Origin of the sequence: Martelella radicis (assembly GCF_014196625.1) — a bacterium.
Classification (GTDB): Bacteria; Pseudomonadota; Alphaproteobacteria; order Rhizobiales; family Rhizobiaceae; genus Martelella; species Martelella radicis.
Genome location: NZ_JACIDZ010000002.1, coordinates 165,540 through 181,014 on the forward strand (window position 1 = coordinate 165,540; position 15,475 = coordinate 181,014).

The window sequence follows — 15,475 nt, forward strand, 5'->3', positions numbered from 1 at the left end:
GCAGGGTCTCCCCGTCCGGCGGAGGCCGGTGCCGGAACGGCAATCCAGATTGCCATCTGTTCCTAACGGGAGGACAAAACTGATGAAATCGATACTTCTTGCAGGCGTCGCCGCATTCACCCTCGCCGCGACTGCCGCTTCGGCGCAGACGGTCGGCTTTTCGCAGATCGGCTCGGAATCGGGCTGGCGCGCGGCCGAAACCACGCTGACCAAGCAGCAGGCGGAAGAACGCGGCATCGACCTGAAATTCTCCGATGCCCAGCAGAAACAGGAAAACCAGATCGCCGCCATCCGCGCCTTCGTCGCCCAGGGCGTCGACGCCATCCTGCTCGCCCCGGTCGTCGCCACCGGCTGGGATTCGGCGCTGGAAGAGGCCAAGGATGCCGACATTCCGGTGGTCCTGCTCGACCGCCAGGTCGACAGTTCCGATGACCTCTACCTGACGGCCGTCGGCTCAAACCTCGTGCATGAGGGCGAAGTGGCCGGCCAGTGGCTGGTGGATACGGTCGGCGACCAGCCTTGCCGCGTTGTCGAACTGCAGGGCACGACCGGTTCGTCGCCGGCCATCGACCGCGCCACCGGTTTCCGCAATTCGCTGGAAGGTCACGACAATCTCGAGATCGTCCGCAGTCAGACCGGCGACTTCACCCGCTCGCAGGGCAAGGAAGTCATGGAAAGCTTCCTGCAGGCCGAAAACGGCGGCGCCGATATCTGCGCGCTCTATGCCCATAATGACGACATGGCCGTCGGCGCCATTCAGGCGATCAAGGAAGCCGGCCTGAAGCCCGGCACCGACATTCTGGTCGTCGCCATCGACGCCGTGCCGGACTACTTCCAGGCCATGGCCGCGGGCGAGGTCAACGCCACGGTAGAACTGACCCCGAACATGGCCGGTCCCGCCTTCGACGCGCTGGAAGCCTACTGGGCCGATGGCACCATGCCGCCGAAATTCATCCAGACGGAATCCAAGCTCTATACCCAGGCTGACGATCCGCAGGGCGAATACGAGCGCCGCAAGGGCCTCGGCTACTAAGTCCGCTTCCTCCCGGGTGCGGTCGGGACTCCAGGGTCCCGGCCGCCTCGGTTCATGATCATGGCGCCGCGCGATCGATCCAAGGTGCTGGGAAATGCTTCTGACAATCAAAAACCTGACCAAGACCTTTGTCGGCATGAAGGCGCTCGATGACGTTTCGTTCGAGCTTGAAGCCGGCGAGATTCACGCCCTTCTCGGCGAAAATGGCGCCGGCAAATCGACCCTCATCAAATGCCTGACCGGGGCCTATAGCCGCGATTCGGGCGTCATCACGCTGAATGGCGAGACCATCTCGCCGCGCTCCACGCTGGAAGCGCAGGATCTCGGCATCGGCACGGTCTACCAGGAAGTGAACCTCCTGCCGAACCTCACCGTTGCCCAGAACCTTGTCTTCGGGCGCGAAAAACGCCGCTTCGGCATTATCGACGGGCGCGCCATGCTCCGCGATGCCGAGGCGATGCTGGAAGGCTACGGCCTCGATATCGACGTCAACCGCGACCTTGGCAGCTATTCCGTCGCCGTCCAGCAGATTGTCGCCATTGCCCGCGCGGTGGCGCTGTCCGGCAAGGTGCTGATCCTCGACGAGCCGACGGCAAGCCTTGATACGCGCGAGGTCGAGATGCTGTTCGATGTCGTCCGGCAATTGCGCGACAAGGGTCTCGGCATCATTTTCGTTTCGCACTTCCTCGACCAGGTGTTCGAACTGACGGACAGGCTGACGGTGCTTCGAAACGGCTGCAAGATCACCACGGAAAAGACCGCCGAACTCGACCGGATGCGGCTGATTTCCCACATGCTCGGCCGCGAACTGGACGAGGCCGAGGAGATCGGCGGCCAGCGCGATACGGCGGGACGCGTCGGCGAAAAGCCGCTCCTCAGCTTCAAGGGCGTCGGACGGAAGAACTATGTCGAGCCCTTCGATCTCGATGTGCACAAGGGTGAGGTCATCGGCCTTGCCGGGCTGCTCGGCTCTGGCCGCACGGAGACGGCGGAACTTGTCTTCGGCGTGCGCACAGCCCAATCGGGGACGGTCTCGGATGAGAACGGCAAAATCTCGATCGGCAGTCCGCGCGACGCGATCGCCGCGGGCTTCGGCTTTGCCCCGGAAGACCGCAAGACCGACGGCATCATCGCCGATCTCTCGGTGCGCGAAAACATCGCGCTGGCGCTGCAGGCGCGGCGCGGCTGGGCGCGGCCGATCAGCCGGGGCGAACAGGCGCGGCTTGCCGCCGATTACATCGAAAAGCTCGACATCCGCACCTCGAGCGCTGAAAAACCGGTCGGCGAACTGTCGGGCGGCAACCAGCAAAAGGTGGTGCTTGCCCGCTGGCTGGCGATGAACCCGCGCTTCCTCATCCTTGATGAGCCGACGCGCGGCATCGATGTCGGGGCGCATGCCGAAATCCTGCATCTCATTCACCAGATCACGGCCGAGGGCATGTCGATCCTGATCATCTCCTCCGAACTCGACGAACTGATCGCGGTCTCCGACCGGGTCATCGTCGTGCGCGACCGCCGCCATGTCGCCGAACTGACGGGGGCTGAAATCGCCACGGAAAACATCGTCAAGGCGATCGCCACATCGGCCGCCGAGAAAAGGGAGGCGGTCTGATGCCCGGCGGTCTGAAGCGGGTCATCCCGCAGCTTGTCACGCTCGTCTTCCTGGTGGGGCTGGTGAGCCTATTCTTCCCGACCTTCCTGCAGGTCGAATATTCCGGCGGACGCTTTGTCGGGCCGGTGATCGATGTTCTGAAACGGGGTGCGCCCGTAGCCCTGCTGGCGATCGGCATGACGCTCGTGGTCGCGACGCGCGGGATCGACCTTTCGGTCGGCACCGTGATCGCGATCTCCGGCGCGGTCGGCGCGGCGACGATCGCAAGCGGTTACGGCCTTGTGCCGGCGCTTGTCACGGCGATCGCCGCAGGGCTTGCTGCTGGCCTTTTCAACGGCATTCTGGTCGCCTTCATCGGCATCCAGCCGATTGTCGCGACGCTGATCCTGATGATCTCCGGGCGGGGCATCGCGCAGTTGATCACCGAGGGGCGGATCCTGACCTTCAATCTGCCGAGTTTCGCCTTTCTCGGCTCCGGCGATGTTCTCGGCATTCCGGTGCCGGTCTGGATCTGGGTGCTGACGGCGGCGCTGGTCATCTTCCTCGTCCGTCGCACCGCGCTTGGCCTTCTGATCGAATCGATCGGCGTCAACCGGCGGGCAAGCGCCCTTGCCGGCGTCAATGCGCGGGTTCTGCTGATCGCCGTCTACATGGCGTCGGGCTTCTGCGCGGCCCTTGCCGGCATCATCATCACGGCGGATATCCGCGGCGCGGACGCCAACAATGCCGGGCTCTGGCTCGAGCTTGATGCCGTGCTTGCCACCGTCATCGGCGGCAATTCCCTGATGGGCGGCCGCTTCTCGATCTCGGCCGCCGTCATCGGCGCGATGATCATCCAGACCATCGACACCGGCATCCTTCTGGCGGGCTTCCCGTCGGAATACAATCTGGTGATCAAGGCGGTGCTGGTCGTCATCATCCTGGTGCTGCAGTCGCCCAACATCACCGGCGACCTGAAATTCCTGAAGCAGAACCTGTTTGCGGGGCGGGCCAAACCCGAAGCCCGGCAGGAGGCAGGCAAATGAAAAATCCGCGTCTCTATCCCCTGTTTGCCACCATCGCCATCTTCATCGTGGCCTATGCGATCTGCTACATCCAGTTTCCGTTCATGCTGTCGACCCGGGTGGCGGGCAATCTTCTGACCGACAACGCCTATCTCGGCATCGTCGCCGTCGGCATGACGGTGGTGATCCTGTCGGGCGGGATCGATCTTTCCGTCGGCTCGGTGATCGCCTTTTCCGGCGTGTTCATCGCCGTGCTTCTGCGGGATACGGGCCTTCATCCGCTTGTCGTCTTCGCCCTGCTCCTGGCGGTCACGACCGCCTTCGGCGCGGCCATGGGCTGGTTGATCTACACGCTCGGCATGCCGGCCTTCATTGTCACGCTGGCCGGCATGTTCCTGGCGCGCGGCGTCGCCTACATGCTGACAATCGATTCCGTGCCGATCGACAATCCCTTCTTCGACATGCTGCAGGGCGCTTACTGGCTGATGCCCGGCAAGGGGCGGCTGACGCTGATCGGCGTGATCATGCTGCTCGCTTTCGTCATCGGTCACTTCGTTGCCCACAAGACCCGTTTCGGCGCCAATGTGTTCGCGATTGGCGGCGGTCAGCAGACGGCGACGCTGATGGGCTCGAAGATAGGCCAGACCACGGTGATGATCTATGCCTTCTCCGGCTTCATGGCGGGTCTGTCCGGCATCGTCTTCGCCATCTACACCGGTTCGGGCTATCCGCTGGCAACTGTCGGGACCGAACTGACGGCGATTGCGACCGTCGTCATCGGCGGCACGCTTCTGACGGGTGGCGCCGGTTACGTCTTCGGCACGCTTTTCGGCGTGTTGACCATGGGCCTGATCCAGACCTACATCGTCTTCGACGGGACGCTCTCCAGCTGGTGGACCAAGATCGCGATCGGCATTCTGCTTCTGCTCTTCATCGTGCTGCAGAAGGGCCTGCTGAAACTGACGGTCGAACGCACAGCGGCTCCCTGATCAACAAAAAAACACGTTACCGGCACAGGCAAGGCGGCGCCGGTAACACAACGAGACAATAAGAACGAGGCACACCATGTTCTCCATCGGAATCGATTACGGAACCAATTCGGTCCGCGCGCTCGTTGTGGGCTGCGACGATGGTTTTGAGTACGGAACCCATGTCTACAACTACCCAAGCGGCGACCAGGGCGTGCTGCTTGACCCCTCCGACCCGCTGCTTGCCCGCCAGAGCCCGGCGGATTATCTGAAGGGTCTTGAGGAGAGCGTGCGCGGCGCGCTCGCCGAGGCGGCAAAGCATGAGGCCTTCGACGCGGCGAAGGTGATCGGGATCGGCGTGGATTCGACCGGCTCCAGTCCGCTTCCGGTCGATGAGAACAACGGCGCGCTGTCGATGGACCCACGCTTCACCGACAATCTCAACGCCTATTGCTGGCTGTGGAAGGACCACACGAGCTGGCGCGAGGCGGAGAAGATCACCGCCCTCGGCAAGGACGAGCGGCCGGAATACCTCGCCATGGTCGGCGATACCTATTCGTCGGAGTGGTGGTGGTCGAAGATCTGGCATTGCCTCAATGTCGATCGTTCCGTTTTCGATGCGGCGGCATCCTGGGTGGAGCTTGCCGACTGGATTCCCTCCGTGCTTGCCGGCGTCAAGGCGCCGGCCGACGTCAAGCGCGGCGTCTGCGCTGCCGGCCACAAGGGGCTTTATAACCCCAAATGGGGCGGCCTGCCGGACAAGGAGTTCCTCGGCAAGCTCGATCCCGCCATCGCCGACCTGCGCGACCGTCTCTATGACACGGCGCAGGACATCTCCGTGCCCGCCGGCGCGCTCTGCGCCGAATGGGCGGAGAAGCTTGGCCTGCCGGAAGGCATCGCCATTGCCACCGGCGCATTCGACAACCATCTGGGCTCGATCGGCTGCGGCATCGAGGAAGGCATGCTGGTCAAGGTCATCGGCACGTCGACCTGCGACTGCGCCATTGTCGACCTGTCGAAGTCCGACACCATTCCCGGCGTCTGCGGCATTGTAGAAGGCTCGATCCTGCCGGGTTTCTTCGGCATCGAGGCAGGCCAGTCGGCCGTTGGCGACATCTTCAAATGGTGGGTGGAACGCGTGTGCCAGGGCGGGCCGGACCTGCACCGCGAACTGACGGAGGAAGCAACGGCGATGAAGCCCGGCCAGAGCGGCCTTCTGGCGCTCGACTGGAACAATGGCAACCGCACCATCCTCGTCGACCAGCGGCTGACGGGGCTGATGATCGGCCAGACGCTCTATTCGACCCGTGCGGAAATCTACCGCGCCCTCGTTGAGGCGACAGCCTTCGGCGCGCGCGCCATCGTCGAGCGCATGACGGATTTCGGCGTGCCGATCGACAAGGTGGTCTGCGCCGGCGGCATTGCCGAAAAGAACCCGATGCTGATGCAGATCTATGCCGATGTGATGAACCGCACCATGCTGGTCACCCGTTCGGCCCAGACCTGCGCGCTGGGGGCTGCCGTGGCGGCCGCCGCCGTTGGCGGATCGCACGAGAATATAGGCGAAACGACGCGCGCGATGACCGGTCTGAAGGACATCCGCTATGACCCCATTCCCGAAAACGTCGCGATCTACGAGGAGCTCTACGGGCTCTACCTGACGCTCCACGACGGGTTCGGCGGCATCACCCGCGACAGCGACATGTCCCAGGTGATGAAGGATTTGATCGAAATTCGGGACAAGGTGCGCGGCTGAGGCTGGCGCTTTCAACCCGGTTTATTTGAGAAGGATTAAGTAACATGATCGGCCTGAAGCCCCTCAAGATCTGGTTCGTGTGCGGCTCGCAGCACCTTTACGGGCCTGAAGCGCTGGCGGAAGTCGACGCGCAGTTCAACGCCATTGCCGCCGCCCTTTCCAAGGACGGCAATCTGCCGCTCGAAATCGTGCCGCAGCCCGTCGTCAAAAGCCCGGCGGAAGCCGCTGAGCTTGCCGTGCGCGCCAATTCCGATCCCGAATGCGGCGGGCTTATTCTCTGGATGCACACATTCTCGCCGTCGAAAATGTGGATCCGCGGGCTTTCCATGCTCAACAAGCCCTTCCTGCATTTCCATACGCAATATGCCCGCGAACTGCCGTGGGACACGATCGACATGGACTACATGAACCTCAACCAGTCGGCCCATGGCGACCGCGAGGCGGGCTTCATCCACACCCGCATGCGGCTTGGCCGCAAGGTGGTTTCCGGCCACTGGTCGGATCCGGAAGTCCATGCGAGGATCGATGCCTGGATGCGCGCCGCGCGCGCCTGGGACGACTGGCAGGGCGGCCGCTTCTGCCGCTTCGGCGACAATATGCGCGAGGTCGCGGTCACCGAGGGCGACAAGGTGGCAGCCGAAATGAAGCTCGGCTTTTCCGTCAACGGCTACGGCATCATGGACCTCGTGGACGTGATGAACACGCTTTCCGACGACGATGTCGCAGCGCTCGCCGCCGAATACGAGAACCAGTATGACGTTGTCGATGTGCTGAAGAAGGGCGGCGAACGCCATGATGCGCTGCTCAACACCGCGCGCCAGGAGCTTGGCCTCAAGGCCTTCATGGAAGCCGGCGGCTTCAAGGGCTTCACCGATACGTTCGAGGACCTGCACGGCATGGAGACCCTGCCGGGCATGGCCGCACAGCGGATGATGGCGGCAGGCTACGGTTTTGCCGGCGAGGGCGACTGGAAGACGGTGGCGCTGGTGCGCGCGCTGAAGGTGATGGGCCACGGCATGAGCGGGGCAACCTCGTTCATGGAGGACTATACCTACCACATGGCACCGGGTCACGAGCAGGTGCTCGGCTCGCACATGCTGGAAGTCTGCCCGTCTATTGCCGACGGCACGCCGAAGGTGGAGATCCATCCGCTCGGCATCGGCGGCAAGGCGGATCCGGTCCGCATGGTCTTCAACGCGAAGCTCGGCCCGGCGCTGAATGCCTCGCTGATGGACATGGGCAACCGCTTCCGTCTGCTGGTCAACGAGGTGACGTCGGTGCCGCATCCCGATCTGCCGAACTTGCCGGTTGCGCGCGCGGTCTGGGAATGCAAGCCTGACTTCAAGACCGCGCTCTCGGCGTGGATCCTTGCCGGCGGCGCACACCACACTGCCTACAGCAATGACGTGACGACGGAGATGCTGGACGATTTCGCCACCATGGCGGGGATCGAACTTGCGGTCATCGACGGCGAAACCAAGCTCGATCGCTTCAAGCAGGATCTCCGCAACAACGAGATCTACTGGCATCTCGGCCTTGGCATCAAGGCCTGAGAAGGGGGTACGCAATGTATACGGAAATCCGGCGCGAGGCTTACGAGGCCAACCTCGCGCTTCCACGCCACGGGCTGATCAACCTGACCTTCGGCAATGCAAGTGCGGCCGATCGCGACAAGGGCGTCTTCGCCATCAAGCCCTCCGGCGTCGATTATGACGATCTGTCGCCGGAGAACATGGTGATCGTCGATTTCGACGGAAAGATCGTGGAGGGCAATATGCGGCCCTCCTCTGATACGCCGACGCATCGCTGCCTGCTGCTCGCCTTCGAGGGCATCGGCGGCGTCGTCCACACCCATTCGACCAAGGCAACCGCCTTCGCCCAGGCCGGCAAGCCAATCCCGAATTTCGGCACCACCCATGCCGACTATTTCTACGGCGAAATCCCGGTGACGCGGAAGATGACGCCGGAGGAAATCGCGTCCGCTTACGAATGGGAGACCGGCAATGTCATCCTTGAACGGTTCAAGGGGCTGAACCCGCTCGATTTTCCGGGCGTTCTCGTCAACCGCCATGCGCCGTTCACCTGGGGCAAGTCGGTGGCGAAGGCCGTCGAGGTCGCCGTTGCGGTGGAATGCATCGCAGAGATGGCGCTGATGTCGATGCAACTCAATCCGGGCCTGCAGGCGATCGAACAGGAGCTGCTCGACAAGCATTTCCTGCGCAAGCACGGCGCTACGGCCTATTACGGGCAACCGGAATAGGGACGTCTGGCCCTGAACCGGGACGCGCCCTTGCGGGCCGTTCCGCGCTGAAGAGAGTGCGGGGATGGTGTTGCACGCACGTTTCCGTTCTTCTCGCCCTGCCGTCTACAGGCCGGCAAAATGAATCTTGCGGCAAAGCCATCAGCCGAACGCGCCAGCCAACTCCGCACACCGCGCATCCGGCCCGGAAAGCCGAACCCGGCGGCCATTGCCTTCCTCGTCAAACGAAAGCGTCAGCGTTTCTTCAGGCAGCATACCCTCCCCGCGCTCCGGCCATTCGATCAGGCTAATGCCTTCTTCAAGCGCTTCGTCGAAACCGAGCTCGATCAGCTCGTCGGGATCGGAAAGGCGATAAAGATCGAAGTGGTAGAGCGCCGGCGTACCGTCATAGAGCTGGAGGAGCGTGAATGTGGGGCTCGGCACGTCGAGCGCTGGTTCCCCGAGGCGAGCGCGGATCAGCGCGCGGGCGAAGGTGGACTTTCCCATGCCGAGATCGCCGGAGAGCGCCAGACAGTCGCCTGTCTTCAGAAGCGGCGCCAGTTCTTCCGCAAGCGCGATCGTCGCCGCCTCATCAGGGAGGAAGCGCTCCATCATTCCGCGGCGATGATTTCCGCCCCGCCCTTTTCGGCGGTGGCGTCGGGAATGCGGCAGGAAACGGTGGTGCCGGCGCCTGGCTCACTGTCGATGAAGACGCGGCCATTGTGCAGGCCGACAAAGCTTTCGACAATGGCGAGGCCAAGACCAGCGCCGGCATATTGCGCCTGGCGGCCGCCGGATTCAAAGCGGGTGAACACGCTTTCGAGCGCATCATCGGCAATGCCCGGCCCGTTATCGGTGACGGTGAAGACGAAATCTCCCTGTTCACGCCAGCAGGACAGCGCGATGATCGAGCCGCGCGGAGCGTATTTGACGGCATTGCCCAGGATTTTCAGAAGCACCTGTTTCAACCTCTGGAAATCGGCGGTGATGTCACCAAGCTTTGGCGGCGCGGTGATTTCCAGCGTCACGCCGCCTTCCTGCAACCGGCTCGAAATGTCGTCCGCAACGGAATCGATCAGATCGTCGAGCGACATCCGGTCCAGTTCCAGTTGAAGAATGCCGGCATCGGCCGATTTCAGATCAATCATGTCGTTGACGATGGTCATCAGCACTGAGGAGGAATTGGCGATGTGATCGACATAATTGCCCTGGCGCGGCGTCAGCGCGCCCGTCTCGGGCGCCTTCAAAAGCTCGGCAAAGCCCATGATCGATGTCAGCGGCGTGCGAAGCTCGTGGGAAACATGTTCGAGGAAGGCGTTCTTCAGTTCCTCCGCCTTGCGCAACGCATCGTTCTTTTCCGTCAGCGCCCGCTCCACCTTCACCGAATCCGTCTTGTTGACGAAGGTGAGCATGGTCTGGGCGTTCGGCAGCGGCGTCACGGCATAGTCAAGCACCAGGCCAGAGGCGAGATCGAGCCGGCCCTGCCGCGAAACGCGCTCGTCGTCAAAAGAGGTGATCATCCGCGCAAAGAGCTTCCAGCCGTCGCTGGCGCCGGGATCATCCTCGCAGGTCTCGATCAGCGCGCGGATATGGGTGCCGGGTGCCGCGTCCTTGTCGGCAATGCGCCAGAGCGCCAGGAAGGCGGGGTTGGAGAGCTTCAGCCGGCCATCCGGTCCGAACACGGCAACGCCTTCGGAGAGATGGTCAATGGTCTCGCCCTGGACCTTTACCAGCGTGTTGTAACGCGTCTTAAGAGCCACTTGCTCGGTATGGTTCTCGAACACCCAGGTGGTGCCGCCGCGCGGATGGGCGGAGGCAAACACGCTCAGCGTCTCGCCGCTCGGCAGGTACCAGAGATCGTTGTACGGTTCGACGGCGCGATAGACGGAGAGCGCCTTCTCCTTCCATTCGCGCCATTGGTGCGGTTCAGGCAGTTTGCCGTCGGCGCGCAGGCGCTCAAACAGTTCGCCATTGTCGGGATGGGATTCGAGAAAGCCCATATCGAGCTTCCAAAGCTTTTCGAAAGCCTGGTTGTAGAAGGTGAGCCGCCGTGAAGCGTCGAAGATCGCGACCGCCGTGTTTAGGTGATTGAGCGTGTCGGCATGACTTTCAAGCGTCTGTTCCAACGCGTTTTCAGCGCTCTGCAGCTCGGAAACGTCCCGCGCGATGCCGGCCGATCCGTCACCATTCGGCACCTCGCTCAGTTCATAGAAGGTGCGGCTGCCGCCGGTCACCACCGGTTGACGGCCATCGAAGCGCGTGCCCGCACGAACGGCTTCATCAAGCTTTTCCTGAACGGCGGCGCCAACCAGCATGCGATTTTCCGCGATCGCCTGTTCCGGCTCACCGCCCTCGACCGCTTCGACATAGGCGCGGTTCGCCCAGATGAGAGCGCCATCCGCATCGCGCTGCCAGCAGGGCATGTCGACGGCATCGAACAGGGTTTCGAACCGGGCGAGCACTGCCTTCTGGCGCTTGTGTTCGACCTTCAGTTCGGCAAGCTCGGCGCGAATGCTTTCCAGCGCGCCGAAACGCACATGAGCGCGCCCGCCCGTGGTGCCGCCGACGACTTCCAGCACATAGCCGTTTCTGGCCTCGGCCAGCATCTCAAAGGCCTTTGCTTTCTTGCGCAGCGCGGAAATGGCTGCCTCAAGCTGCTTCGAGCTTCCCGGCGAAAGCCAATCGGCAAAAGCGAGAAAGGCCGTCTCATCCTCGGGTGCGCCGGCTTCTGCCGGAAGGGCGCCCAGAAATTCCGGCTGTGCCTTCGGGCCTTCCCAGAAGACAATCCGGCGGTTGCGCTCGGCATTCAGCGCCTTCAGATTGGCTATCCGCTCGCGGTGATTTTCGAGTTCAAGGGCAAGACGCTGGTTTTCCGCCTCGGTGCGTCCGCGCAGGCGCATGAACCAGAGGGTCGAAAGCACGGTTGCCGCCAGAATGCCGCAAAAGGCCGAAAGCGCCATGACCTCGCGTGAGGAAAGCACAGGCGCTGTATCCGTAGCCTGGGCAAAGGCGTTCGCTGCGGAGAGGGAAAGCGCCGTGCCTGCGGCGAGCCACCGCGCCGTCGCGCGTTTTGCGCGCCTGTCGCGAATCTTCCGGCCCTCGTTGCTTTTGCCGCCCCGCTCCATTCGTCTCTTCCGCATCTGTCTTTCGGCGGGTCGCGCAGCCGCAAAGCGCCAAAGCCGCCTTCAAGAGGCCATTCACATCTCAAGAAGATCCGGAACGTCCGGATCGAATCGCCCTCGACAAAACATAGACGCTTGGCGAATCCGCGAAAAGAGTCCGACGGAAATATTCGCCCGGCGCCCGGCTTTCAGGGCGGGACGAGATTAATGCGATCATGCTTACGGAAGTGTTAAGGCCAGCCCTGCGGATCAGGCAGCGGCGGCCATGGGTGAGGCGGCGCGCTCGCGCACCGTCAGGTGGATCGCCGCCGAGAGAATGCCGAGCGCGATTGCCGCATACCAGATCACGTCGTAATTGCCGTAACGGTCGAACCAGGCACCGCCGAGCCAGACACCTGCAAAGCCGCCAAGCTGGTGGCTTAAGAACACGAAGCCGAACAGCGTGCCCATGGCGCGCGGGCCGAACATGACCACAATCAGCGCACTCGTCAGCGGCACGGTCGAAAGCCAGAGCACGCCCATGACAAGGCCGAAGATGAGCACCGAAACTGGTGTCAACGGCAGCCAGATGAACACCAGGATGACGAGCGCGCGCAGCGCATAAATGCAGGCCAGCACATGTGGCTTGGCGAAGAAATTGCCGAGCCGGGCGGCGATCAGCGTGCCGAAGATATTGGCAAAACCCGCAAGCGCCAGCGCTTTCAGGCCAAGCGCGCGCAGTTCCGGCGCGGAAAGCGCCGTGCCGGTGCAGAAATTCTGCACATAGTTCGGCAGATGGGCAGTGATGAAGGCGAGATGGAAACCGCAGACGAAAAAGCCCGCCGCCAGCATCACGAAGCTTCCATGGCCGAAGGCATGGCGGATGGTTTGCGGCAAGTCGATATCGTTCTCGGCGACGGAGCCCTTGTTCTTGACGTGCAGGAAGGGGATCGCAAGCGCCATCGGCGCCAAGAGCGCTGTGATGATCAGGAGCGTGGTCTGCCAGTCGAAACGGCTGATCAGGAACGCGGTCAGCAGCGGCAGCACCGCCTGACCGGCCGAGCCCATGGCCGAGGCAACGCCCAGATAGAAGCCGCGCTTTTCGGCAGGCGCGGCGCGTCCGACAACGGCCAGAACCGTTCCGAACGCCGTGCCCGAAACGCCCATGCCAACGAGAACGCCGGCGCCCATGTGCTGGGCGAAGGGCGAGACGCCGACGACGCAGATGAGCATGCCGAGGACATAACAGCCGAAACCGAGCCAAAGCGCGCGCCGGTCGCCGAACTTGTCGGCCAGCATGCCGAAAAACGGCTGCGCCAGCCCCCAGACGAGATTCTGGATGGCGATCGACAGCGAGAATATCTCGATCCGGCCGGCAAACAAATCATCCGACAAGGGCAGCACAACGCCGCCAAAGACCGATCGCACGCCGAAAGAAAGCGCCAGCACCAGCCCGCCGGCCAGCATGATGATCAGCATGTCGCGGTCGGATCCGCTGCGTTCGGCCTGTTTCATGAAAACCTGTCCCGGAAAATTGCCTCGGGCCAGAACTAGCAGGGATCAAGAGAGATGAATATCCAATATCGCTGATTTCAGACGTCAGCGTTTTTGATGAAGCGGCGGGCTTCAGCCCTCCAGCACGATCTGGACCTTCACGTCTTCCGGCCGCTGTTCGACGGCGCGGTCGAAGGCCTCGACAGACTTCTCGAACGGAACCGTGTCGGAAATGAGCGGTTTCAGATCGACCTTGCCACTGGCGATCAGCGCGATCGCCCGATCGTAGACATTGGCGTAACGGAAGACCGTCTCGATCCGCGCCTCGCGCGCCTGCAGGCCGACGATATCGACCGGAACCGGGTCGATCGGCATGCCGACGAAAACCACCGTGCCGCCTGGCGCAACGAGTTCGGACACCCCGAGGATCGCGGGCGGCGCGCCCGAACATTCGAACACGATATCCGCGCCCCAGCCGCCGGTCTTCTCTTGAACCGCTTCGGCCATCGACGTCTCGCCGAGGTTGACGGTTTCGATGCCATCATAACGCCCAATGATATCAAGCTTCGGCTGACTGAAATCGGAAACGATCACCCGCGAGCAGCCACCGGCATGGGCGGCAAGCGCCACCATCATCCCGATCGGACCGGCGCCGGCAACGGCGGCAACGTCGCCCGGCTTGATGCGCGCCCGCAGGGCCGCCTGCATGCCGATGGCAAACGGTTCGACCATAGCACCTTCGCCGAAGCTGACATGATCCGGCAGCTTGAATGTGTAGGCGGCCGGATGAATGACCTCGGGCACGAGGCAGCCATGGACCGGCGGCGTCGCCCAGAAGCGGACGGCCGGATCGACATTGTAGATGCCGAGCTTGGCCGCCTTCGAATTGGGATCGGGAATGCCGGGTTCCATGCACACCCGGTCGCCCACTTTCAGATCCCGCACATTGGCGCCGACTTCCGCCACCGTACCGGAGGCCTCATGGCCGAGCACCATCGGCTCGTTGACGACGAAGGGACCGATTTTGCCATAGGTGTAGTAGTGAACATCCGAGCCGCAGATGCCGACTGTGTGGATGCGGATGCGCACATCGTCGGGGCCGAGGATCTGACCGAGGTCGATCTCCCGCAGCGCCAGCCTTCCCTTCTCCTCAAGCACCAGCGCCTTCATGCCATCCTCCCCGGTTCCAGAACGACCTTCAGCGATTGCGAGCCGTCGGCGGCGATGTCGATGCCCTTGCGGAAATCCTCCAGCGGCAGGAAATGGGTGAGGATCTCGTCAATCGGCAGCAGCCCCTGTTCGAGCATGCGGATCGCGGTGGGATAGGTGCGCGGGCTCAGATGCGCGCCGTGAATGTCGAGCTCCTTGCTGTCGCCGATGATCGTCCAGTCGACGGTAACAAGGTCCCGGAACACGGAAAACTCCACGAAAGTGCCGAGCTTGCGAATGGCGAGCAGGCCCTGTTCGACCGATTTCCCCGCCCCCGTCGCCTCGATATAGACATCGCAGCCATAGCCTTCCGTCATGTCGCGGATCGCGCCGACCACATCGGTTTCCGCCGGGTTGAGCACGATGTCCGCACCGCACTTCTTCGCCAGTTCGAGGCGATGCGGGTTGAGATCGAGCGCGACGAGCTTCGCCGGGTTCTTCAGCCTGGCGGCGGCGACCATGCCAAGCCCAAGCGCGCCACAGCCGGAAATGACGACGACATCGTTGAGCCCGATATTGCCGCGATTGACCGCATGGATCGAGCAGGCCAGCGGCTCGACGAAGACGCCGTGGCGCGGCGACAGCGTTTCCGGCAGCTTGTAGTTCAGCGCCTTTGCCGGATAGACCATATATTCCGCCCAGGCGCCCTGGGTCTCGCGGTGAAAGCCGTAAATGTCGTGCGGCTGGCACATCCAGTAGTCGCCCGACTGGCAGAAGCGGCATTTGCCGCAGGGCACGATCTGCTCCGATACGGCATGATCGCCGACCGAAAGCTCGTATTTCTCGCCCGCCCCTTCGCCGAGTTCCACGACCTCGCCGACAAATTCATGGCCGGGAATGACGTCGCTCTCGCAATAGGCCGGACGGCTTTCATCGCCCCAGAACATCGGGGCTCCGGCAAAGCATTTCACATCTCCGGCGCACACGCCTGTCGCCAGAACCTTGACCAGCACCTCGCCGGGTTTCGGGCGCGGCACCGGCCGGGTTTCCATCCTGTAGTCGCCCGGCCCGTAGCAGATCACGGCGCGCATGGTTTCGGGGATCGTCATTGTCATTCTC

Annotated in this window: 11 protein-coding genes and 1 pseudogene; 7 read left to right on the forward strand and 5 right to left on the reverse strand. The window is 62.9% G+C overall.

Annotated features, from left to right (window positions below; all coding sequences use genetic code 11):
* Nucleotides 1-82 precede the first annotated feature (82 nt).
* From ytfQ to araD, 7 genes are all read left to right on the forward strand, one after another.
* Nucleotides 83-1,033 (forward strand): galactofuranose ABC transporter, galactofuranose-binding protein YtfQ, encoded by a 951-nt coding sequence (ytfQ, locus tag GGR30_RS04300; protein ID WP_183482924.1) that lies wholly within the window; start codon nt 83-85, stop codon nt 1,031-1,033.
* A gap of 94 nt (nt 1,034-1,127) precedes the next feature.
* The gene (locus GGR30_RS04305) at nt 1,128-2,645 is read left to right on the forward strand and encodes a sugar ABC transporter ATP-binding protein (RefSeq protein ID WP_183482926.1); all 1,518 of its coding nucleotides are present in this window, start codon (nt 1,128-1,130) and stop codon (nt 2,643-2,645) included.
* Nucleotides 2,645-3,670: an ABC transporter permease gene (locus GGR30_RS04310; protein WP_183482928.1), complete on the forward strand. Its 1,026-nt coding sequence runs from the start codon at nt 2,645-2,647 to the stop codon at nt 3,668-3,670. Before GGR30_RS04305 ends, GGR30_RS04310 begins: the two co-directional genes overlap by 1 nt.
* The gene (gene yjfF, locus GGR30_RS04315) at nt 3,667-4,638 is read left to right on the forward strand and encodes a galactofuranose ABC transporter, permease protein YjfF (RefSeq protein WP_183482930.1); all 972 of its coding nucleotides are present in this window, start codon (nt 3,667-3,669) and stop codon (nt 4,636-4,638) included. The genes GGR30_RS04310 and yjfF overlap by 4 nt, the downstream gene beginning before the upstream one ends.
* A 76-nt stretch (nt 4,639-4,714) precedes the next feature.
* Nucleotides 4,715-6,373, forward strand: coding sequence for a ribulokinase (locus tag GGR30_RS04320; RefSeq protein WP_183482932.1), 1,659 nt, complete (start codon nt 4,715-4,717; stop codon nt 6,371-6,373).
* A 44-nt stretch (nt 6,374-6,417) separates the two neighbouring features.
* Nucleotides 6,418-7,926, forward strand: a complete 1,509-nt coding sequence (araA, locus tag GGR30_RS04325) for an L-arabinose isomerase (protein WP_183482934.1) — start codon at nt 6,418-6,420, stop codon at nt 7,924-7,926.
* Nucleotides 7,927-7,940: 14 nt separating this feature from the next.
* Complete coding sequence (araD, locus tag GGR30_RS04330; protein WP_183482936.1) at nt 7,941-8,633, forward strand: L-ribulose-5-phosphate 4-epimerase AraD; 693 nt, start codon at nt 7,941-7,943, stop codon at nt 8,631-8,633.
* 174 nt (nt 8,634-8,807) lie between these two features.
* On the opposite strand, the pseudogene tsaE reads toward araD, so the two are convergent.
* The 5 genes and pseudogenes from tsaE to GGR30_RS04355 all read right to left on the reverse strand — a co-directional run.
* Nucleotides 8,808-9,227: pseudogene (gene tsaE, locus GGR30_RS04335) on the reverse strand (tRNA (adenosine(37)-N6)-threonylcarbamoyltransferase complex ATPase subunit type 1 TsaE); the annotation flags it as partial.
* Nucleotides 9,224-11,752, reverse strand: a complete 2,529-nt coding sequence (locus tag GGR30_RS04340; protein WP_246413561.1) for a PAS domain-containing sensor histidine kinase — start codon at nt 11,750-11,752, stop codon at nt 9,224-9,226. The pseudogene tsaE and the gene GGR30_RS04340, both read right to left, overlap by 4 nt.
* 231 nt (nt 11,753-11,983) lie before the next feature.
* Nucleotides 11,984-13,228, reverse strand: a complete 1,245-nt coding sequence (locus GGR30_RS04345) for an MFS transporter (protein WP_183482940.1) — start codon at nt 13,226-13,228, stop codon at nt 11,984-11,986.
* Between the two features lie 111 nt (nt 13,229-13,339).
* Nucleotides 13,340-14,377 carry an NAD(P)-dependent alcohol dehydrogenase gene (locus tag GGR30_RS04350; RefSeq protein WP_183482942.1) on the reverse strand — a complete coding sequence of 346 codons (1,038 nt, stop codon included), beginning with the start codon at nt 14,375-14,377 and terminating at the stop codon, nt 13,340-13,342.
* Nucleotides 14,374-15,465, reverse strand: a complete 1,092-nt coding sequence (locus GGR30_RS04355; RefSeq protein WP_246413563.1) for an alcohol dehydrogenase catalytic domain-containing protein — start codon at nt 15,463-15,465, stop codon at nt 14,374-14,376. The genes GGR30_RS04350 and GGR30_RS04355 overlap by 4 nt, the downstream gene beginning before the upstream one ends.
* Between the last annotated feature and the right edge of the window lie 10 nt (nt 15,466-15,475).

Excerpts from the sequence above, each read along its gene's own strand:
- ytfQ (WP_183482924.1), top strand. The coding sequence starts at position 83 with ATGAAATCGATACTTCTTGCAGGCGTCGCCGCATTCACCCTCGCCGCG.
- GGR30_RS04305 (WP_183482926.1), top strand. The coding sequence starts at position 1,128 with ATGCTTCTGACAATCAAAAACCTGACCAAGACCTTTGTCGGCATGAAG.
- GGR30_RS04310 (WP_183482928.1), top strand. The coding sequence starts at position 2,645 with ATGCCCGGCGGTCTGAAGCGGGTCATCCCGCAGCTTGTCACGCTCGTC.
- yjfF (WP_183482930.1), top strand. The coding sequence starts at position 3,667 with ATGAAAAATCCGCGTCTCTATCCCCTGTTTGCCACCATCGCCATCTTC.
- GGR30_RS04320 (WP_183482932.1), top strand. The coding sequence starts at position 4,715 with ATGTTCTCCATCGGAATCGATTACGGAACCAATTCGGTCCGCGCGCTC.
- araA (WP_183482934.1), top strand. The coding sequence starts at position 6,418 with ATGATCGGCCTGAAGCCCCTCAAGATCTGGTTCGTGTGCGGCTCGCAG.
- araD (WP_183482936.1), top strand. The coding sequence starts at position 7,941 with ATGTATACGGAAATCCGGCGCGAGGCTTACGAGGCCAACCTCGCGCTT.
- GGR30_RS04340 (WP_246413561.1), bottom strand. The coding sequence starts at position 11,752 with ATGCGGAAGAGACGAATGGAGCGGGGCGGCAAAAGCAACGAGGGCCGG.
- GGR30_RS04345 (WP_183482940.1), bottom strand. The coding sequence starts at position 13,228 with ATGAAACAGGCCGAACGCAGCGGATCCGACCGCGACATGCTGATCATC.
- GGR30_RS04350 (WP_183482942.1), bottom strand. The coding sequence starts at position 14,377 with ATGAAGGCGCTGGTGCTTGAGGAGAAGGGAAGGCTGGCGCTGCGGGAG.
- GGR30_RS04355 (WP_246413563.1), bottom strand. The coding sequence starts at position 15,465 with ATGACGATCCCCGAAACCATGCGCGCCGTGATCTGCTACGGGCCGGGC.